Source organism: Stenomitos frigidus ULC18, from assembly GCF_003003795.1.
GTDB classification, from domain to species: domain Bacteria; phylum Cyanobacteriota; class Cyanobacteriia; order Leptolyngbyales; family Leptolyngbyaceae; genus Stenomitos; species Stenomitos frigidus_A.
The window spans coordinates 12052-31318 of the sequence record NZ_PVWK01000132.1 but is presented as its reverse complement, the minus strand read 5'-3'; the positions used below and the strand labels follow the sequence as shown (position 1 = coordinate 31318).

Here is a 19267-nt window from a genome sequence, read left to right as displayed (position 1 = left end):
GAGTCAACTAAACCCTGGTGCTTCAACACAGAAACCTTCTCATTCGACGCTTGAGTCGTTCACTTGAGCAGCAGGTAATAAAGGGCTCCAGGAGCATTGATCAGCCCTGACCGATCGCCTGCCAATTGACCTGTGCCTATAAAGACATCCACTCGCCCTGCGCCTTTGATGGCACCACCTGTATCCTGATCCAGCACATAGCGGTTGACGAAACGCTTTTCTAGTTGAGCAGCGGCATTCGGGTAGGGAATCTGTGTCTGCATCAACGCCAGCGCGCCGGGTGGAAAGAGGGTCTTATCAGTAGCAATCGACCGTTCTGCGGTCACGGGTACGCCTAAGCTGCCGATCGCTGCTGCACCATCCGTGGGCTTAAAAAAGACAAAGCGGTTATTGCGAGGCAGGTACACATCACGCTCGTCGGGGTGGTCAGCCAGATACTGGATCAGCAGGGGGAGCGTCAGATCTTCCAGCTTAAATTTGCCTGCCTTGACTAACTCTCGACCGATCCCGGTGTATGAATAATCTGTTGTGCCAGCATGTCCAACCGTCATCACACCGCCATCTACCAGTTGCAGCCGTGCTGAGCCTTGTACCTGTACGAGAAAGGCTTCCAGTCGATCGCGTAGCCACACAAGCTCCAAGCCCTTAAGCCAACGATTTTGAAACTGCAAACCATCGGCACCCTCTAGCTGAAGGCGAGTAGGATGAGGCTTCGACCAGTTCGCCAAATCAGGCGGCAGCCGAAAAAGAGGATAGCGGAAGGCTGCGGTCGGACGACGACTGGCAGCATAAACGGGTTCGAAATAGCCCGTGAATGCCACCGTACCCTGACCATCTTTACCTGTGGCTTGATAGAACACAAACTCACGCTCGATCGCTGCCTGTAGAGCCTTTGCGGAGGCTATTGTAAGAAGCAACTGCCGAAAGCGTCTCAAGCTACGTGCAACCCGCTCACGGGTAATGCCAGGTGTTGGAGGCCGACGATATGCGGCGATCGCCCGTTCTGTTTGCAAGTAACGCAGGCTGTAATCGATCGCTCTTAGCAGCGAACGACGATCAGCAGGTGTGCTGAAGTCGCCTAGAAGCTGGCTCGTCGCTGATTCACCGACGGGCGGCTTTGGCAGTTGCACAAGGGCACTAGAGGATCGGCTTGGGGCTGCAACTGGAAGCTTGACGGGGCGATCGATCGCCGTTTCAGCGCGCGATTGTGCTGGCAACATTGCAGTCGTCAGCGCGATACCAGTGCAGAAGCACGCAAACCAACGGTTAATCGCTACTGTCCCTCTCGTCATGCCTGAATTTAAGCGACTTCCAGAAAACAAATTACCCACAACTTGTCTTGCTCAGCTAGGGCGCAAGGCCTTGCGCCCCTATAGTAGTAGAGCCTTTTACCCACCTTAGAACCGCTCGACGCTAGAGCTGAAGACGGGCTCCACGCGAATGCCTAGCACTCGTGAGGGACGCAGTACCATATACTCGCCCTGGACATTCTTAATGGGCACTGTAATGAAGTCATGGGAGCTTGCTTTGGGCACCAGCTCACTGCTATACCACTTCTGAAATTCTTGAATTGTGGCAAACCGCACTTCTTCACGGTGCCCGCCATCAATCAAGATGTGTACGGCATATTCAGTGGGCGTGCGAGCATATTTACTGCGTCGTTGTTCGCCCGGAGCCGCTCCCTGATTGGGCGTTCCCGCAGCGACAGCATCGCCTGGTTGTGGTTGGTTGAAGTTACCTGTCATAGTCCGTTCCCTTAAATGCGTGAGAACCTTCCCAATTATCGGTGCAGTTAGGCTGATTACATTAACATTGCCCAGAAATAGGTATGAAGTTATCAGTGAGTGGCTATCAGCTATCAGCTATCAGCTATCAGCCGTCAGCTATCAGCGATCAGCTTTTAACCTTCTTAGTAAGAACATGAAATGCGTTCCTACGTCCTTTCTGCTGTCCGACGACCGATCACTCTAGGCTAAAAGATTAAACCGCTGCAGTTGCGTCTGCACCAGCGAGGGCAGGCTTTTGTGGAGTTGGGGTTTGTCTTTGAAGACGAGGCGATTTTGACTGGGAAGATCGAAGGGGAACTGTCCGGGCAAGTCGGCGCGCTCCATCTGCGTCAGAATAATTTGTTCAGCGCGTTTACACTGCAACGCATAACCCACTTCGACACACACTTTAGGGCTGGGAATGAGTTGAGGCGGTGTGTCATCAATGCTGGCGATCGAGGTGCCATCGGCGATAAACAGCAAACTTTGGCGAATCGATCGCATCATCTTGCTGCTCAAACGGGTCGGCCCATCCGTTAGGCGATGGGATTCGACGAGCGTTAAGGGCAGGCGCGATCGTGGGTTGATTTTCTCAATGAAGGTCTGCAACTCTTCGCGTAGTAAATCGCTGGACTCAGCGTACTCGGTTTGATAGCAGAGAAAGATCGTTGGCTCCAGATGCGTCAGGGCATCTTGCTTGGAAAAGTAAATTTCGTGGCTTTGGAGGTCAATGTTGGCAATCGCATACCCACCGCTACCTTCAATGTAAAACTCGACGGCTTCACCCTCTAAATAGCGCTGAAACCAAACGGCTTGCTTTACTTCGGCGCTGTCTTCTAAAAAGTCTGCTCTTAGTCCTGACTTCAGCAAACTATTTTTGCTCAGGCGCAGATCGTGGGGACGTTTTTCTAATTCTTTAATCGGCTCATATTCCTGGAGATACCAGGCTTTGAGGGCAATAATAGCCATTCTGCGCTCTGCCTCATGAGTTTAAAACAACAGCAATACTAGAGCCTGTATGCTCTGAGTGACCTTCCCGCCTTGCCGTGTTGGCACATTGTATCCAGAGATGAACGGCTTGCATACCCTAATGAGATAACTGACACGTAGCTCCGTTCAAGTGCAGACTGGTTAGTGGTCAGGAGTCAGCTGAATTGATCGCTAAACCCGATCGTTTCTTAAATAAAGCGGCTCTACTTTACCGCATTGGTACAATTGTACCAAAATAAGTCGGTTGATCTAGGGCAAGACCATGTGATTGGAGCAAGATAATCAATCTAGAGACAGACTTCTTACTCATGAATTTTTGTTAAGCTTGCCGACTTAACGATACGGGTTGTTCACAAAAGCTGCTTGTTACGGTGGCTTTACCGCATGACAGCAGTGAGTTCTCGACGCTAAATGGAGCCTGCTGTGATGAACAGAGTTGTGGGTTGGTGGCGTGTGGTTCGGCTGGTTCCACTGCCAATGGCAATCGCGATCGGGCTAACGGCCTGCCGGCTACCGTCAGGGAAACGTGAGGCGTCGCCGCACTCAGATGCGGCCTCTGCGGCTCAACCGCTGCAGTTGGGAGACGCGACAGGCGAGTTGGTCTATGAAGGTCAACGGCGGACGTATCACCTTTACACGCCGAAAACATATCAGCCCGATCGCCCTGTACCCCTAGTACTGGCCTTTCATGGCTACGGCTCTCAGGGTAAAGATCTGGCAAACGGTTCTGGCTTCAACCAAACAGCGGAGCAGAAAGGCTTTGTAGTGGTCTACCCTGACGGCATCGATCGTCGTTGGAATCCGCTGAACAAACTTCTGACGGGTGTCGATGACGTTGGCTTTGTGCCTGCTTTAATTGCCCATATTAAGCAGGTGCGGGCGATCGATCCCCGTCGAGTGTATGCAGCAGGTGTATCGAATGGTGGCTTTTTGGTACAGCGGCTTGCCTGCAAGTCGTCGTCTCAAATTGCGGCCTTTGCGTCCGTCGTAGCAACCCTTCCCAGCCAGCTACAAGGCTCCTGCAACCCTCAAACGCCTGTACCCATCCTGATGATTAACGGTACTGACGATCGTAAAGTCCCCTGGCAGGGCGGAAATTTGGGCTATGGCTCGATTTTATCGGTGCCAGGCACGATCGACTTTTGGCAACGCCGCAACAACTGCCCACCATCACCACACGTCAAGCAGCTAACGGGTGATCGGGTTGAAATTGCCCGCTATCCCAACTGTCAGGGCGGCTCAGAAGTCGAACTGGTGACGCTGAAAGGAGTTGGACATGTATGGCCCAGAGGTGGTTCTGGATCAGCGTCATTGCTGAACGGCAGCGAGGAAATCTGGAGCTTCTTTCAGCGACATCGACTGGGCCAGGGGTGAGGGAGTGGGGAGTGGGGGGTGAGGAGTAGGGAAACTCAAGCTTTCTCTCTTGCAACTCAAAACTCAAAACTTCTTCCTCTGCCTCCCCTCACCCTTCCCCCTTCCCCCTTCCCCCTTCCCCCTTCCCCCTTCTACAAAAACTCCGATCGCGACTGTTGCGTCTCCTTGAGTAAGGCTTCTAGCGATTGCCAGTCTGATTGCTCAATTTGGGTAATGATCTGGTCGAGGCGATCGCGGTAGGCGTGCAGCGATCGCCTCAGGGCGGCTTGATTGTACTGCGCCATCATGACACCCAGTTCAGGGTTGCCACCACCAACTCGACTGGTATCCCGAAAGCCAGAACTGGCGAGTGCGTGTGCCAGCCCTAAAACGGCTGGATCGGCTTCATCAAGACAAGCGGCAATCAGACTGGCGCTGGTCATGACGGGTAAATGCGAGATCCAGGCAACGGCAAGATCGTGATCGTCTGGATGACAATGATAGAGTCGGGTTTGTAGCGGTCGCACCAGGTCTTCGATGAGTTGTACTGCCCGTGCTGGCGTGGTTTCAGTCGGCGTTAAGACATAAGGAGCGTTGATGAACAAATCCTGCTGTGCCGCTTCAATGCCGCTTTCGGCAGTCCCCGCCATCGGATGTCCACCGACAAAGTTTGACCAGAGGGGCGCGATCGTCTCCACCACCCAACCTTTCACTGATCCAACATCAGTGAGTACAGTGTCGGCTGCTAAATGGGGCACCAATTCGATCACAGTCGCCTGCATCGCTGCCAAAGGCGTACAGAGAAAGACGACATCAACGGTTTGCATCAGGCTGAGGCTAAGGCTGGCATCATCAACGGCCCCGCGCGCGATCGCGCGCTGGCAGGTGAGTGCCTGACGGCTAACGCCCAAAACTGTGTGCCCATGCGATCGCAAAGCCAGCCCTAGCGAACCGCCAATGAGCCCCAACCCGATCATGCCAATCTTCATGCCACCTTCCATCATGTTTAATCTTTAGCCTGAGGTGTGCCAAAGCCCCATTACTAAAGCCTTTATGTCTATCATCCACTGTTGTTAACCCAAACCTTCGATCGAGCGCAGGCTAATTTTTGAGCTCAATGCGGGCACCTTAGCATTGGACTGTGCCGTAGCATCGGGCTTCGTCATAACGATCTCATTGAGAATTTTCGTTGATAATTTTTATAGGCACACTAAAGCGTGTTCAGTGATCGAAGCGCTGGCTCTAAAGCGGCCTGAGTTCGTTGTAAAGGTAAATCTGAATGAAAGCTGAGGGAATGAAAGCTGAGGATGTTCTCAAACGCTATGTAGCGGGTGAACGTACGTTTGCTGGCATCAACTTAAATGAAGCTAATCTAAGTGGTGCTGACTTGAGCCGCTCAGATCTGAGTGGCGGTAATTTGAGCGTGGCAAATCTCAGCGGGGCGAACTTGAGTGAAACCAACTTGAGTCGAGCCAAACTGAATGTTGCGAAACTCAGTGGCGCAAACTTGGCCAAAGCCAACCTGAGTGAAGCCATTCTCAACGTTGCCAATCTGACGCTTGCTGATTTGACGGGTGCTGATTTGAGTCAAGCCTCGCTTGTGAGAGCGGAACTGAGCCGGGCAGACCTGAGCAACGCCAACCTCAGTCGCGCTAATTTGAGCGGTGCTGACCTTAAAGATGCCAAACTCCGCAATGCCAACCTCACAAATGCCAATCTAAGCCGCGCCGATCTCAAATGGACGGTGTTGACGGGCGCTAATTTAGCTGAAGCAAACCTCCACGGCACCGATATGAGCAGCGCAGACTGCAGCGGTGCCGACCTCAGCAACACAGAATTACGGCAATCAAATTTAAGCCGCACAAACCTGCGAGGGGTTAACCTGAGCGGCACAAACCTACGCTGGGCAGACCTGAGTGGCGCAGACCTGAGTGGTGCAGACCTGAGTGGTGCCAAGCTGAGTGGTGCAAACATGACAGGTGCTAACCTCAGCAACGCGAACCTCATCGGCACGACGCTCGTGCACGTCGATCTCACACGAGCTAACTTGATTAGTGCAGACTGGGCTGGCGCAGACTTGAGTGGTGCGACTCTCACAGGAGCCAAGCTCTACGACGTGCCACACTTTGGTGTGAAAACGGATGGCATTATTTGTGAGTGGGTTGATCTGAGTCCGATCGGCGACCAGAGCAAGATTTACCGTTTCTCTGGCGATGAGACCGGGTTTTTTCATGCGGCACCGCCAACTGTACGTCTGATGATTGACGATATTTTCGATCAGGACGCCCATTATGCTCTTGCAGTGACTTACCGTCAGATGGCGCAACATTACCACCTGGCGTTTAGCCCACCCAATATCCAGGTGGGTCGTCGTCGTACTACGCTGACGTTTGAGCTGAATCGCGATGATCAACTCTTTGCTATTTGCTGCGTTGCCCTGTTTCCGTTTAAGGATGCGATCGAGGTTCAGCAGCGCACGATCGCCCTTGTAAAACTGCTGCTGTCGGCAGAGATAGAGATTCGATTTGGCGTGCTGGAGTGGTTTCAACCGCTCAAAGCGGCCTTGACACAGACGCTGACTCAGGTCAACGAGTTCAAGCTGTCAGAAGCTTCTCTGCAAACGCTGAGCAAAATCTCATTCTTCCACGCTCCGACCAAAACTATGCTGATTAACTCTAGTAATCACAGTTTGACGCTGCATTGCCATCCGCTTTTTGGCAAACGAATGATGGCAAAGCTTGATCCCACCGTAATCGCGATCGCACCTCAGTCCTCGTCTAACCATCTTCCGCCGTTAACGGAGCTAGTCAATTTCATCCAGGGTTTTCATCGCGCTGAGTAGGCAGGAGGAGTGGGCATTCGTCACTTGTCACTTTCTAACCCATGACTCCTCGCTTCCAAACTGAAAGCTCAAAACTCTCTAGCGTAGCGGCACAAAGTGCTACTCAAAACTCAAAACGCTCCTCACGTAAAGGGCGCTTAAAAAGACTGCTAGCCAGAGCAGCATACTCCAGCGAGTGAGTCGGAGCGCGTGATCGACGGCGCTTGCGGTCATGGGTTGAAGGGCATCGCCTAACAAGGGTTTGTGCTTGGCTGCTCCCCGATACCAGTTGATACCGCCGACTTGCACATCCAAAGCGGCGGCGTAGGCACATTCACTCCAGCCAGAATTGGGGCTGGGGTCTTGCGGTGCATCACGCAGGCAAAGTCGCCAGACGTGCAGTGGTCTTCGCGACAGTAGGGCGATCGTCAGTACGGTCAACCGACAGGGAAGCCAGGTCAACACATCCTCTGTTTTGGCGCTAAACCAACCCAAATCGGTATAAGGTGCATCACGGTAGCCGACCATCGAATCGAGCGTACTGGCGGCTTTATAGGCTAGTGCTAGCGGGACGCTGCCGCCCGGTAGGAGGGCTCCTACAAGAGCATAGAAAAGAGGCGCAAGTACCCCGTCAGTGGCATTCTCTGTAACCGTCTCGAACACTGCGCGCAAGATCTCTGTTTCGGACAAGCCGTCCGTATCGCGACCAACGTACTGGCTCAAGCGACGGCGAGCGTTGACCAAATCTCCCGTGCTGAGGGCACTCAGGACGTCATTTGCAGCGTCCCTAAGGCTTCTACCCGCTAAACAGCTTGCCAGCAGCACACTCGCCGTCATCGTTCCCAACAGGGGGTGAGTGTGGTGGGCGATCGCTACCAGCAGCCATCCCACCAAGCCACTGCCCACAATCAAACTGCTGCCTAGAAAGACTCCAGCCCATCGTAAGGCGACGGGTGTTTGCAAAAAACGGAATGCCAAGCGTGAGACATGAGTGATCACCCACCCCATTCCTTGTACTGGATGCCACCAACCGCGAGGGTCACCCAGCCAATAATCCAACACTGCTGCGAAGACTAAAACAGCCGTTGATCCATAAAGTGTGGTATTGAACAGACGATCGCAGTGCCCCTTTAAACATGAGGATAATATTACAATCTATTACGCTCCATCAGGGACAGGGAACGTGATGCCGCAAAATTAACTACGGAAGGGAGCTGAGTCTGAAGCGCCTGTACGATCCAAGATTTCAAAGCATCTGGAATTCCAGACCGCTTGAACGCTTCGGAAGTACAGGGTAAAACTGCCACAAAGCGTTATGCCTCGGCAGCCCAGCTGAAGCTGATTTAAAGCCTTGCCAGGGTTTGAGCGAAGCAGTCACAACTGTTTGTAAGCTCTGGCAAGCGTGAGTAGGTTGACGCACGATCGCGCCCACCCTCTCCAATCAGTTTCAGGGAGACTCAGAGCCTGCTTGGGTATTTCCCCTTTAATACACGACCCGTAACAACATCGGTTACATTCTTCTGGAGGAATCCATCAATGAGTATTGTCACGAAATCGATCGTGAATGCAGATGCTGAAGCTCGCTACCTTGGCCCTGGCGAACTAGATCGCATCAAGAGCTTTGTCACCACTGGCGAACGGAGACTGCGGATCGCTCAAACGCTGACCGAATCTCGCGAACGCATCATCAAGCAAGCTGGCGATCAGCTATTCCAAAAGCGTCCTGACGTTGTCTCTCCTGGTGGCAACGCTTATGGCGAAGAAATGACTGCAACCTGCTTGCGTGACCTCGACTACTACCTGCGTCTTGTGACCTACGGTATTGTCGCTGGTGATGTAACCCCGATCGAAGAAATCGGCATCGTGGGCGTGCGTGAAATGTACTCTTCTCTGGGAACCCCGATCGCAGCGGTTGGCGAAGGTGTTCGTGGCCTTAAGAGTGTTGCTACCTCTCTCCTTTCTGGTGAAGATGCGGCTGAAGCTGGTGCTTATTTCGACTACGTCATTGGCGCTTTGCAGTAATCATTGTTTCTGCACATTGCTAAGTATTTGAAAATTACGAAACTCTGAGGACCCAAAATCATGGCACAAGACGCAATCACTTCTGTAATTAATTCCGCCGATGTTCAGGGCAAATATCTGGACAGCAGCGCTCTGGAAAAGCTGAAGGCATACTTCAACACAGGTGAACTACGGGTTCGGGCAGCAGGCACTGTTAGTGCTAATGCAGCTGCGATCGTCAAAGAAGCTGTGGCAAAGTCCCTGCTGTACTCTGATGTCACTCGTCCCGGTGGCAACATGTACACCACCCGTCGCTATGCTGCTTGCATTCGCGACCTCGACTACTACCTCCGCTATGCAACCTATGCGATGCTGGCTGGCGATCCTTCCATCCTGGATGAGCGCGTGCTCAACGGTTTGAAAGAAACCTATAACTCCTTAGGCGTTCCAGTTTCTTCGACCATTCAAGCAATCCAAGCGATCAAAGAAGTTGCCGCTGGTCTAGTGGGTTCTGACGCTGGCAAAGAGTTGGGTGTTTACCTCGACTACATCTCCTCTGGCTTAAGCTAGCCTTTCCTGAGCTGTTAGCTCATTGCTAATCGCTTTGGTGTGAGGGCTGGAAGTCTGAGATGAGTGTTAGCTCGTCAAAGGCTCCTTCTATCTGGTAGGCTTGCTTTAGCGGTCTAATATTGATTTTCGACTTCCAGCCCTTGTCCTCCGTTCGGTTGCAGCCTCTTTGATAAGATCCTCTGCTTCAAAACGCACTGAATCAATCAAAACCATTCTCGACTTCCCTTCAAATCAAAAATTGCTTAACCCATCCAGGAGAGATAACCCTTATGGCGCGTATGTTTAAGGTGACTGCCTGCGTTCCTAGCCAAACTCGTATTCGGACACAGCGGGAACTGCAGAATACCTATTTTACAAAACTGGTTCCTTACGATAACTGGTTCCGCGAACAGCAACGCATTATGAAAATGGGTGGCAAAATTATTAAAGTTGAGTTGGCAACGGGTAAGCCCGGAACAAACACAGGCATTTCCTGAAGCTTGGTATGGGTTGATAATGTTTCGCAGCGGTGATGCCAACACTTCATTTGGTCACCGCGATCGAGCATTAAAGACACACGCTTTACCCGATCGCCTGAGCTTATCTACTCTCATTGCCCCCTTGCAACGTTAAGCAACGGGGCAATTGTTTTGAGCGAGAGTTTCAAACGTCCTCGTTCATGGCGTCACCCGCCCGTGATTAATTGCAGGGCGACGTTTGCAAAGGCTGCACGCTCTTAATTAGCTTGTTTTTAAGCGATCGACCAGATGATCACCCACCCGTAGCGCATTGGCAATAATCGTCAGCGCTGGACTCACCCCAGCATTAGATGGAAAGAAGCTGCCATCGACCACGTAGAGATTATCGACCTCATGAGTGCGACAGTTCAGATCCAGTACAGACGTCGTTGGGTCAGTGCCAAAGCGACAGGTGCCACATTGGTTCGCCACCACTTGCAGCGGCACTTCGCCGTGAGGATGCATCCCGCTACGCTGTAGGACAGACTGTTTCACAGTTTTTTCAGTGGTCTTCAACACTTCTGTCCAGCGGTACACTAACCGCGCATGCGTCTCGGTATTGTTGGCGATGTAATCGACGTACAGCTTTTCACCATTTACTCGCACACGGTTATTGGGATCGGGCAAATCTTCAGTCTGCACCCACCAGCCGATCGAGCGTGTCGCTAACTGTTGCAGTCCAAAGTTGGGCAGCACTTTGGCAAAGACCGAGAGCATGGGCGGCGATTCGGCAAAAATCACGTCTTGTAGTAAACCACCGGTGTTTTGAATATGACCCATCGGGTAGGGAAAATCCTTTTCGCCCCAGTAAAAATCATTGACGCTCACGCTGCGCTGAAATTTACCAGAGTTCGGTGCGCTCAACTGCACAACTGACGAGATCTGGTGCTTCATGAGGTTGCGACCCACCAGGTCAGAACTATTGGCAATACCCTTGGGGTGCGCTTCGTTAGCCGATCGCAATAGCAACGCCGCCGAATTGATCGCGCCACAAGCCACCACGACTAGATCGCCCAAAAACAAATGAGGTTTACCGTTTACATCGGCCTGTACCGCTTTCACGACTTTGCCGGATTCATTAGTATGCAGATACAAGACCTTGGCGTCAGTCTTTAACGTCACATTAGGAAACTTCAGTGCTGGCGCAATCCCGCTGACTTCAGAATCGTTGGTTGGGTCGTCGTCCTGAAGCGTGAGACCGAGGGGAATGGCGGTTGGGTGCAAACCTTGCTGGGCGATCGCCTCTACAACCGCCTGAATTTGGGGTTCGTGGGCAACGGCAGGATACGGATACTCCGCACTGTGCGGTGGCTCAGTGGGGTCTTCAGCCATCTGCCCATGCACTTTATAGAGCTGCTCTGCCTCCGTGTAATAGGGTTCAAAGTCGCTGTATTTCAGCCCCCACTCTGGCGAAAGGCCGTCTGGATGCTCTACGGCTTCAAAATCCCGCTCTCGCATGCGCAGCAGTGCAGACCCATAGATTTTTGTGTTGCCACCAACGGCATAATTGGTCTGCGGTGAAAAGGGTTCCCCTGAAATGTCGTACCACTGCTCTGGTGCATGGTAGCGCTCCTTGCGGAACACATCTACATTGCTGCGGTTCTGCTCCTCCAGGGGCATGAAACCGCCCCGCTCCAGAATGAGAATTTTCTTCCCGGTGGGTGCCAGCTTGTATGCCAGTGTGCCGCCGCCTGCACCCGTACCAATAATAATTACGTCGTAATACTGATCGTCAACAATCATTGGTAGTCCTCACTGCCAGAGATAAATCAAGCTGAACAAAATAATCCAAATGACATCGACAAAGTGCCAGAACAACGATGTCGCGGCAAAGCCGTAGTGATTTTCAGGCGTCGCGTGCTTGGGTGTGAACGATCGAATCAACACACCCAGTTGAAGCAGAATGCCAACGAGAACGTGCAGCCCGTGGAAGCCTGTCAGCAAATAGAATGTACCACCATACAAGCCGCTCGTCAGACCGAAGCTCAGACCGTTCCACTCGATCGCCTGCCCGACCAAAAAATACGTCCCCATCGCCGCCGTGGCGAACAAAAATAAGCGAAAGACGTTTAGCTTGTTACGCTCTAACGCTAGTTCCCCAAAGTAAATCACAAAACTACTGGAAACCAGCACGGCCGTATTGATTGCTGGATCAAAGGTTTCCAACCCATCTACTCCAGGCGGTAGCCAGTCTGATGTCGTGAGCTTTAGGGCAATGTAACCACCGAAAAAGCCCAAAAACACCATGCTCTCGGAAAGCAGAAACACGATGAACCCGAACATGCGGTTATCAGGATGTTCACCATGCTCATGTCCGTCCTTTGTTTCAGGGAGCGGCTGTAACTGATTGGGGATGAGGGATGTGTCCATGTAAGGGGTGGGGAGTAGGGAGTGGGGAGTAGAGGGGGCAAGGGGAGTGAGGAGGTGAGGGGCGTAGGGGAAAAGCTGACCGCTGACCGCTGACCGCTACTAACAACCAGCAACCAACAACTAACAACGATCCCTCACTGCGTTGCCGCCACTTCTTCAGGTGATTCGGTTGCAGTCAACGGTTCATTCATGCCGTAGCCGTAGGGGCCGGAGACGACGATCGGAATTTCCTCGAAATTTTCTTCTGGTGGTGGAGAAGGGATCATCCATTCCAGCCCGATCGCACGCCAAGGGTTATCGGGGGCTTTCTTGCCCTGTACCCAGGAGCCCACGATATTCAAAATAAAGGGCAGCGTAGACATCCCCAACAGAAAGCCGCCCAGACTGGCAAGCACGTTCCAGAAGGCGTATTGGTCGTCATAGGAAGAGACGCGACGCAGCATTCCCTGTAAGCCTAATGGGTGCATCGGCAGAAAGCAGAGGTTGGTGCCGATAAACGCTAGCCAGAAGTGCAGTTTGCCCAAGCCTTCGTAATACATCCGCCCGGTCATTTTGGGGAACCAGTGGTAGATGGCGGCAAACATGCCCATTGCGATCGTGCCGTAGACGACGTAATGGAAGTGCCCAACCACAAAGTAGGTGTTGTTGACGTGAATGTCGATCGGAACGGAACCCAGCATTACGCCTGTAATGCCCGCAAACAAAAACATCACCAGCGCACCCAAGGCAAACAGCATCGGGGTATCTAGCCGCAGCTTGCCTTTCCAGACGGTTGCCGTCCAGGCGAAGATCTTCACGCCTGTGGGCACAGCAATGCACATCGTCGTAAACATGAAGAACATCCGCATCCAGCCAGGTGTACCGCTGGCATACATATGATGCACCCAGACCAGCACACTCAAACCTGTGATGGCTAACGAAGAAACTGCCACGACTTTATAGCCGAACAGGGGCTTGCGCGAGTAGACAGGAAAAATCTCAGAGAGTACACCAAAAATCGGCAGCACCATTACGTAGACGGCAGGATGGGAGTAGAACCAGAAAAAGTGTTGATACAGTACTGGATTGCCACCTTTTTCGGCATCAAAAAAGGTGGTCCCCAGTGTGAGGTCAAACAACAGCATGACAGCTCCCGCAGTCAACACCGGCAACCCCGCGAGTTGAATCATCTGAGCACTCAACACCGTCCACACAAAGATGGGCATCCGAAAGTAGGTCATGCCTGGTGCGCGCATTCGCACGATCGTCGTCACAAAGTTGACCGCACCCATAATGGATGACACACCTGAAATGGCGACTGCCAGAATCCAGATGAACTGCCCATTGATCAGGTGCCCACCTGGATTTTGCAGACTCACGGGCGGATACGACCACCAGCCTGCCTGTGCAGTGCCATCCGGCAGAAAAAAGCTGCTCAACAGCAAAATGCCAAAGACAGGCACCATCCAAAACGCCACCGCATTCAGGGTTGGGAATGCCATATCGCGCGCGCCAATCATGAGCGGCACCAGGTAATTGGCTAGACCCAGCAAGGTCGGAAAGATCCACAAAAAGATCATGATCGAGCCATGCATGGTGAACATGCCGTTGTAGAGCGCACGATCAACCACGTCTGACTTGGGCGTAATCAACTCAGCGCGGATAATCATGGCGAGAAACCCGCCGATTAAAAAGAACACAAAGGAAGTGACGAGGTATTGAATCCCAATCACTTTGTGATCGCGGCTAAAGGAAAAGTAGCGTCGCCATTCCGGCGGTTTGCTTCGAGGCTCTGCCTCACTGCCGCCCAGGTTCTCGACTGAAATGTTTGTCATGAGGAAGAAGTGGTTGGTTATTGGTTGTTAGTTTTTGGCAACTGGCGGTCAGCGGTCAGCGGTCAGCGGTCAGCGGTCAGCACAAAACTCTTGCCTCCTCTGCTCCCCATTCCCTACTCCCTACTCCCCATTCCCTTGCTCCATGTCTTTCTCAATCCCTTTCTTATCCGGCACTTCCTTGTCAATCCCCTGTGGTGTGGGCTGGTTGACCATTGGTGGCTTTGCCGGTGGCACCGATGCCCAGCCCACTTCGACGGGTTTGTCGGGTTCGCCGCGATAGTACTCTGAATACGCTTGATTGAACGCTGGGGTTGGTTTTGCAGCAGCGGCGCGTTTGAGCCAGTCTTGATACGTAGCAGCCGACTCGACCAGGACATCTGCCTGCATAGCGGCAAAGTAAGTGCCACTGAACTGGGAATCTTCGAGCCGATATTTGCCTTCCAGGATGGGCGTGAATTCTAAGTCGATCGTGCGTTTGGGCAAAATATCCTGCTTCAGGCGAAACGCAGGGACGAAAAAGCCATGTAGTACGTCTTCAGAATACAGAGCGAGACGAACACGCCGATCGACGGGCACATGTAATTCCGTGCTGGTAACATTCTGCTTCGGATAGTGGAACGTCCACACCCACTGCTTTGCGTTCACTTCGATGTCTTCGATCGGCTGTCCCGTTTCGTCCAGCGTAGCCGCATAGGCAGGTTCCATCCCCAAATGATGCAGATGCACCACCTCCATTGGGCCCTGGATACTCATCTGGTTGTAGACATTGAAACTGGTTGCCGCAATCCAAGTGACCAGCAGCACGGGGATCACTGTCCAGACGATTTCCAACGTGACATTGCCCTCGATCGGCGGGCCATCGTCAAGATCAAACCGACTGACCTGGCTGGTGAGAATCGCAGTCGCCAACACGCCAAACACGCCCAAAAAAATGATCGTCCCCAATGTCACCAGGAAGCCGAACAGGTCGTCAATCAAGACTGATTCGGCAGTGGCTTGCGGGGGTAACCAGCCATGCGATTGCTGTCCCATCCACAAGCTGACCAGGATGACAAACCCTGCATACACCACCCACGGCAAATAACTTACGGCTTTCATGACGTCACGTTCCTGTTGACGGGCTTTTTCCAGACTGTTGCAGCACAATATTGGGGTCTTCACCCGCCCTTAATAGGCGATCGGCTGTATTGTGTACACCAAACTCCCCTGCCAAATGCGCTCCTAGTGTGCCATGTACAAACATAATGCCAAGGATGAAAACGCCTGCTAGCACGTAGCTCCACTGCACCTGTCTGGCCGTATCTTTGCGCCAGACAAACCGTTGAAAGCCTCTCCAGACGGCCATGCCGACAATCAACGCCAGCAGCAACACACCGCCAACGCCATGCCACAGCATTGTCTCCATTGCCTGTAAGCCCCAGGCGCTTTTCACATTTGCGGGCGGGGTTGCCAGCATAATTTCGTAAAAGCCTGCTGCTACCGTAAAAAAGGTGACAACGGCTGCTGCCACCATGTTGTACCAACCCACATCAAAAAAATTCGATCGCACCGCATCGATCGACAGAAACTTGAGAATGGATTTTTCCAGTGGAAACAGGACGCCCGCAATATCGAAAGCGATCGCGATGATGAAAAGACCGAGTGTAATATGAACCAGATTCGGATGAATGGGGATGGTGTAAGGTAGGCCGTTTGCACCGAGCTGATCGCTTACCTGTTGAATGAGTTCTGGATTCATCGCAGCGCCCCATCTCTAATTGCTTCTACCACTGGCACTGTATGCAGCCCATACACCCAGACCAGCTTGTCGCCCAAATACACCTGGTAAAACACGAGCGCACTCAGTAGTACACCGACACCCAGAAACGCTTTGGGTAGCGTTTGCGGATCACGGGAGCGAATGATGAAACGCCATGCCGTAATGCCAGCCAAAATTGCCGAGAGTGACCAACCCAGTAAGGTGTGGATATTCAGTGCCGATCGCGCCGCTGCATACGGTTCTGATAAACCCGCTTCGACTTGCCCAAACAGCACGGCAATGAAAATCGAAAGCGTGGCAAAAAATAGATTCCACCAACCCACTTCAAACAAGCGGGGATTGCGCGTCAGTGAGCCTAAAATGTCACAAAACACGCCAAACAGCACCATCGCAATCACAAAGTGAACGACGATCGGGTGAATGGTATCGGGGTAGGGAAGGTTGTGGTCATTGAGAGGCGGAAGATACTCAAACATGCGATTCTCCTTGGCGATCGAGGGCTAAATCACCAAACGTACTACTCACCATGCAACATCAAGACTAATGTCACGAAGTCTCTCATAAACTTCTTGTACTTAATAGATATGGTAATCACATTACACTTCTTAAGCCAGAAGACACAGAGAAGATTATCAATAACTGTGCTATTTTCGCAATAACCTGGGAGACCTTAGGCTCTGAGCCGAACGAATCAGCTCTCGATCGCGGGCTTTCCCGATCAGGTAATTGAGACCTCGATCGGTGTCCGTGCGCTTGATAGCGCTACGTCAATACTAATAGTCAGGTGCTTTTGTCAGGGTGTGAGCAACCGTTTGAGCACAAGTGCCGCTACGTAAGCTCCAAGCCTTGTCCAAGCTTCAAGGACGATGATGTTTGAGGAACCAGGTATACAGCTCTGGGTTGCGGTAGGCGATGTCTAGCGACTCGACATGTCCAGCATTGGGAATCTCGGTGTACTTGACTGACACTCCAGCAGTTCGTAGCGCTTTGACCGCGACTCGTGCGTCTGCTGCTGGTGTCACATGATCGTTGGCTCCATTAAAGACCCAAACGCCAATAGACTTTAACTGAGCGGCTCGTGATGGATCGCCCTTTAAACCGCCGACTGGGGCGATCGCCGCAAACCGATCGGGTTGGTCATACGCAACGCTCCATGTGCCGACGCCACCCATACTGAAGCCAGTGAGATAGACACGTGTTGGATCAATGCGATACCTGCGTTCAACCTCATCCATCACATCTTTTACTGCTGGTGGATGCCAACCGCCAGGACTGCGGAGAGAGACAACGATAAACGGAAAGTTGTTCTTAGTGCGAGCAAAATATTGCGGCCCATCGTTTTCTTTTGTCCCTGACCAGGCGTCACGATCACCGCCGCCAGAACCATGTAAGTAGTAAATGACAGGCCAGCGTTGGAGTGCGTCTGTTTCGTAGCCCTGCGGTAGCTTGACAAAGTACCCATAACGGATAGCGGTATCCAATTGCTGGCGCAGTCGATGCCACCCATCACGGTCACGCTTTTCAGCATCAATCGTTTGGGTGTCCTTCTGCGTTTCCCAAGTCGCCGCTAGCAACACTGGGTCTTGAGCCTTTGAAGCCTCGCTGGAGGAATGTTGCAGGGCTCCTGTCGCTCGTTGCTGACCCGCTTCCAGCACCTGAACAGGCTTTCCGGCTGAAGCGCGATCGGTCATCAGATTGACCCGCGCGATCATCAACGCCTCAACGTTTGCCCACGTCGTGTACTGAGGGACTTTACTTGCCGTTGCTGCCAGTTGAACGATCGGTAACGTCCAAACGTCTTCGGTGCTGCCAGCACTGATCCGCGTCAAGCGCGTACGCTCCTGCCCCTCCTCGGCTGTCCGATCGCCGATTGATAAGCCCACGGTCGCGTTCCTCTGGAGGCCAATGTCGCCGATCGCCACCAGACTCAAAAGCACAACCAGCAAAGCAAATTGGATTAAACGCTGCATCGATAGCGGTGTCATCGCAACGGTCTCATGGCGCACAAGCAAAACGAATGCCTTCGCAATGATGCCTTCTAACGATAGCGATCCCAGATTTAAATCGCCAGATTTAAATCGTAAAAGACATTCTGTTAGCAGCAGTCAGCAGTGAGCCGAAAGCTGGCCGCTGACTGCTGATTGCTACATAACCCGACGCTCTTTCTTCTCAATCCCCTGGCCAACATCCCTTAGTCAACAGCGACCACTGCTCTCTGTTCAGGGTTGGCTCTGGCAAGACAGTTCGCTAGCGATCGCAGCATGTCGGCAGTGGTTGCAAAGTCCACACAGGCATCAGTGATGCTTTGTCCATAAACCAGTTTGGTTAGATCTTTGGCAAGCTTTTGATTGCCTGCCACCAGGTGACTTTCAATCATTACTCCCATCAGGTGGTGAGAGCCTGCTGTGATTTGATCGGCAATGTTTTGGAGGGCGATTGGCTGGTTTGTGTAGTCCTTGGCTGCATTGTCATGGCTACAATCCACCATCACTCGCGGGTTTAGCCCATGTTTCGTTATTTCCGCGACTGCCTTTTCGACATTAACGGCGTCATAGTTTGGCCCATGTTTACCCCCTCGGAGCACCAGATGTGTATCTGGTGTGCCTGTGGTGGTGACGATGCTCGCTAAACCATGAAAATTGATCCCCAAAAAGCGATGCGGTTGACTGGCGGACAGCATTGCATTTACAGCGATGCCAAATCCACCATCAGTCCCGTTTTTGAAGCCTACGGGCATCGATAGTCCAGACGCCATTTCGCGGTGCGTTTGACTTTCGGTTGTACGAGCTCCGATCGCCGTCCAGGAAATGACGTCAGCAATATATTGAGGAATAATCGGATCAAGCAGCTCGGTAGCAGCGGGAAGCCCTAAATGAGCCAGGTCTAGCAAGAGCCGCCGCGCCCGTCGTAGTCCTGTGTTGATGTCAAAGCTGCCGTCTAGATGAGGATCATTAATCAGCCCTTTCCAGCCGATCGTTGTGCGAGGTTTTTCAAAGTACACCCGCATCACAATTTCCAGCTGATCGTCTAATTCTTGGCGCAAAACTGCTAACTTTTCGCCATAGGCGTAAGCAGCATCAACATCGTGAATTGAACAGGGACCGACGATCACCAGCAATCGTCTGTCTTCACTCCGCAGAATATTACGGATGCGATCGCGGGTTTCGGTCACCAAGACCGACGCTTTCTCGGTAATGGGTAACTCGCTGTGAATAAAAGCTGGACTTAGCAGCGGGCGAGTCTCAATGACGTGGAGATCGGAGGTCTTAGGCATGTGGGTGTCAATAGTTCAATGAAGAACCTTAGCAGTTGTTTGTCAATTACGA

The 19267-nt window shown here is 52.4% G+C and carries 18 protein-coding genes; 5 read left to right on the top strand and 13 right to left on the bottom strand.

The genetic code is table 11. From position 1 onward, the window contains the following. Positions 1 to 59 precede the first annotated feature (59 nt). From mltA to C7B82_RS24415, 3 genes are all read right to left on the bottom strand, one after another. On the bottom strand, positions 60 to 1331 hold the full coding sequence (mltA, locus tag C7B82_RS24430; RefSeq protein WP_245940075.1) for a murein transglycosylase A: 1272 nt from the start codon (positions 1329 to 1331) through the stop codon (positions 60 to 62). 66 nt (positions 1332 to 1397) lie between these two features. Beyond that, positions 1398 to 1745, bottom strand: a complete 348-nt coding sequence (locus C7B82_RS35290; protein ID WP_339375114.1) for a hypothetical protein — start codon at positions 1743 to 1745, stop codon at positions 1398 to 1400. A 222-nt stretch (positions 1746 to 1967) separates the two neighbouring features. Then, on the bottom strand, positions 1968 to 2735 hold the full coding sequence (locus C7B82_RS24415; protein WP_106259354.1) for a hypothetical protein: 768 nt from the start codon (positions 2733 to 2735) through the stop codon (positions 1968 to 1970). 447 nt (positions 2736 to 3182) lie between these two features. On the opposite strand from C7B82_RS24415, the gene C7B82_RS24410 reads away from it, so the two are divergent. Then, entirely contained in the window at positions 3183 to 4130 is a 948-nt protein-coding gene (locus C7B82_RS24410; protein ID WP_181357647.1) for an extracellular catalytic domain type 1 short-chain-length polyhydroxyalkanoate depolymerase, read from the top strand. A gap of 131 nt (positions 4131 to 4261) precedes the next feature. Here C7B82_RS24410 and C7B82_RS24405 read toward each other — a convergent pair whose 3' ends face one another. After that, the gene (locus C7B82_RS24405) at positions 4262 to 5098 is read right to left on the bottom strand and encodes a prephenate/arogenate dehydrogenase (RefSeq protein ID WP_106259385.1); all 837 of its coding nucleotides are present in this window, start codon (positions 5096 to 5098) and stop codon (positions 4262 to 4264) included. Between the two features lie 290 nt (positions 5099 to 5388). Between C7B82_RS24405 and C7B82_RS24400 the strand changes: the two genes are divergently transcribed. Next, positions 5389 to 6951, top strand: a complete 1563-nt coding sequence (locus tag C7B82_RS24400) for a pentapeptide repeat-containing protein (RefSeq protein ID WP_245940074.1) — start codon at positions 5389 to 5391, stop codon at positions 6949 to 6951. Positions 6952 to 7050: 99 nt separating this feature from the next. On the opposite strand, the gene cbiB is transcribed toward C7B82_RS24400, so the two are convergent. Beyond that, positions 7051 to 8043: an adenosylcobinamide-phosphate synthase CbiB gene (gene cbiB / locus C7B82_RS24395; RefSeq protein WP_106259349.1), complete on the bottom strand. Its 993-nt coding sequence runs from the start codon at positions 8041 to 8043 to the stop codon at positions 7051 to 7053. 423 nt (positions 8044 to 8466) lie between these two features. Here cbiB and apcA point away from each other — a divergent pair, with 423 nt between their 5' ends. The 3 genes from apcA to C7B82_RS24380 all read left to right on the top strand — a co-directional run bounded on the left by apcA (position 8467) and on the right by C7B82_RS24380 (position 9977). Next, complete coding sequence (gene apcA / locus C7B82_RS24390; RefSeq protein WP_106259348.1) at positions 8467 to 8952, top strand: allophycocyanin subunit alpha; 486 nt, start codon at positions 8467 to 8469, stop codon at positions 8950 to 8952. A 60-nt stretch (positions 8953 to 9012) separates the two neighbouring features. Next, positions 9013 to 9501: an allophycocyanin subunit beta gene (gene apcB, locus C7B82_RS24385; protein WP_106259346.1), complete on the top strand. Its 489-nt coding sequence runs from the start codon at positions 9013 to 9015 to the stop codon at positions 9499 to 9501. 278 nt (positions 9502 to 9779) lie between these two features. After that, positions 9780 to 9977: a phycobilisome linker polypeptide gene (locus tag C7B82_RS24380; protein ID WP_106259383.1), complete on the top strand. Its 198-nt coding sequence runs from the start codon at positions 9780 to 9782 to the stop codon at positions 9975 to 9977. A 243-nt stretch (positions 9978 to 10220) separates the two neighbouring features. Here the strand turns inward: C7B82_RS24380 and C7B82_RS24375 are convergent, their stop codons facing one another. The 8 genes from C7B82_RS24375 to C7B82_RS24340 form a co-directional block, all read right to left on the bottom strand. Further along, positions 10221 to 11741, bottom strand: a complete 1521-nt coding sequence (locus C7B82_RS24375) for a GMC oxidoreductase (RefSeq protein WP_106259344.1) — start codon at positions 11739 to 11741, stop codon at positions 10221 to 10223. Between the two features lie 9 nt (positions 11742 to 11750). Beyond that, complete coding sequence (locus C7B82_RS24370; protein ID WP_106259343.1) at positions 11751 to 12368, bottom strand: cytochrome c oxidase subunit 3; 618 nt, start codon at positions 12366 to 12368, stop codon at positions 11751 to 11753. A gap of 134 nt (positions 12369 to 12502) precedes the next feature. After that, complete coding sequence (gene ctaD, locus C7B82_RS24365; RefSeq protein WP_106259341.1) at positions 12503 to 14182, bottom strand: cytochrome c oxidase subunit I; 1680 nt, start codon at positions 14180 to 14182, stop codon at positions 12503 to 12505. Between the two features lie 120 nt (positions 14183 to 14302). Continuing rightward, positions 14303 to 15280 (bottom strand): cytochrome c oxidase subunit II, encoded by a 978-nt coding sequence (locus C7B82_RS24360; protein ID WP_106259340.1) that lies wholly within the window; start codon positions 15278 to 15280, stop codon positions 14303 to 14305. Positions 15281 to 15284: 4 nt separating this feature from the next. Continuing rightward, positions 15285 to 15920, bottom strand: coding sequence for a DUF2231 domain-containing protein (locus C7B82_RS24355; protein ID WP_106259338.1), 636 nt, complete (start codon positions 15918 to 15920; stop codon positions 15285 to 15287). After that, positions 15917 to 16417 (bottom strand): DUF2231 domain-containing protein, encoded by a 501-nt coding sequence (locus tag C7B82_RS24350; RefSeq protein ID WP_106259336.1) that lies wholly within the window; start codon positions 16415 to 16417, stop codon positions 15917 to 15919. The genes C7B82_RS24355 and C7B82_RS24350 overlap by 4 nt, the downstream gene beginning before the upstream one ends. A 381-nt stretch (positions 16418 to 16798) precedes the next feature. Continuing rightward, complete coding sequence (locus tag C7B82_RS24345) at positions 16799 to 17926, bottom strand: carboxylesterase family protein (protein WP_106259334.1); 1128 nt, start codon at positions 17924 to 17926, stop codon at positions 16799 to 16801. Between the two features lie 206 nt (positions 17927 to 18132). Further along, complete coding sequence (locus tag C7B82_RS24340) at positions 18133 to 19215, bottom strand: 3-deoxy-7-phosphoheptulonate synthase (RefSeq protein WP_106259333.1); 1083 nt, start codon at positions 19213 to 19215, stop codon at positions 18133 to 18135. Between the last annotated feature and the right edge of the window lie 52 nt (positions 19216 to 19267).

Excerpts from the sequence above, each read along its gene's own strand:
- apcB (WP_106259346.1), top strand. The coding sequence starts at position 9,013 with ATGGCACAAGACGCAATCACTTCTGTAATTAATTCCGCCGATGTTCAG.
- C7B82_RS24415 (WP_106259354.1), bottom strand. The coding sequence starts at position 2,735 with ATGGCTATTATTGCCCTCAAAGCCTGGTATCTCCAGGAATATGAGCCG.
- C7B82_RS24355 (WP_106259338.1), bottom strand. The coding sequence starts at position 15,920 with ATGAATCCAGAACTCATTCAACAGGTAAGCGATCAGCTCGGTGCAAAC.
- C7B82_RS24375 (WP_106259344.1), bottom strand. The coding sequence starts at position 11,741 with ATGATTGTTGACGATCAGTATTACGACGTAATTATTATTGGTACGGGT.
- C7B82_RS35290 (WP_339375114.1), bottom strand. The coding sequence starts at position 1,745 with ATGACAGGTAACTTCAACCAACCACAACCAGGCGATGCTGTCGCTGCG.
- C7B82_RS24340 (WP_106259333.1), bottom strand. The coding sequence starts at position 19,215 with ATGCCTAAGACCTCCGATCTCCACGTCATTGAGACTCGCCCGCTGCTA.
- C7B82_RS24345 (WP_106259334.1), bottom strand. The coding sequence starts at position 17,926 with ATGACACCGCTATCGATGCAGCGTTTAATCCAATTTGCTTTGCTGGTT.
- apcA (WP_106259348.1), top strand. The coding sequence starts at position 8,467 with ATGAGTATTGTCACGAAATCGATCGTGAATGCAGATGCTGAAGCTCGC.
- C7B82_RS24400 (WP_245940074.1), top strand. The coding sequence starts at position 5,389 with ATGAAAGCTGAGGGAATGAAAGCTGAGGATGTTCTCAAACGCTATGTA.
- C7B82_RS24410 (WP_181357647.1), top strand. The coding sequence starts at position 3,183 with ATGAACAGAGTTGTGGGTTGGTGGCGTGTGGTTCGGCTGGTTCCACTG.
- C7B82_RS24360 (WP_106259340.1), bottom strand. The coding sequence starts at position 15,280 with ATGAAAGCCGTAAGTTATTTGCCGTGGGTGGTGTATGCAGGGTTTGTC.
- ctaD (WP_106259341.1), bottom strand. The coding sequence starts at position 14,182 with ATGACAAACATTTCAGTCGAGAACCTGGGCGGCAGTGAGGCAGAGCCT.
- C7B82_RS24405 (WP_106259385.1), bottom strand. The coding sequence starts at position 5,098 with ATGAAGATTGGCATGATCGGGTTGGGGCTCATTGGCGGTTCGCTAGGG.
- C7B82_RS24350 (WP_106259336.1), bottom strand. The coding sequence starts at position 16,417 with ATGTTTGAGTATCTTCCGCCTCTCAATGACCACAACCTTCCCTACCCC.
- C7B82_RS24370 (WP_106259343.1), bottom strand. The coding sequence starts at position 12,368 with ATGGACACATCCCTCATCCCCAATCAGTTACAGCCGCTCCCTGAAACA.
- C7B82_RS24380 (WP_106259383.1), top strand. The coding sequence starts at position 9,780 with ATGTTTAAGGTGACTGCCTGCGTTCCTAGCCAAACTCGTATTCGGACA.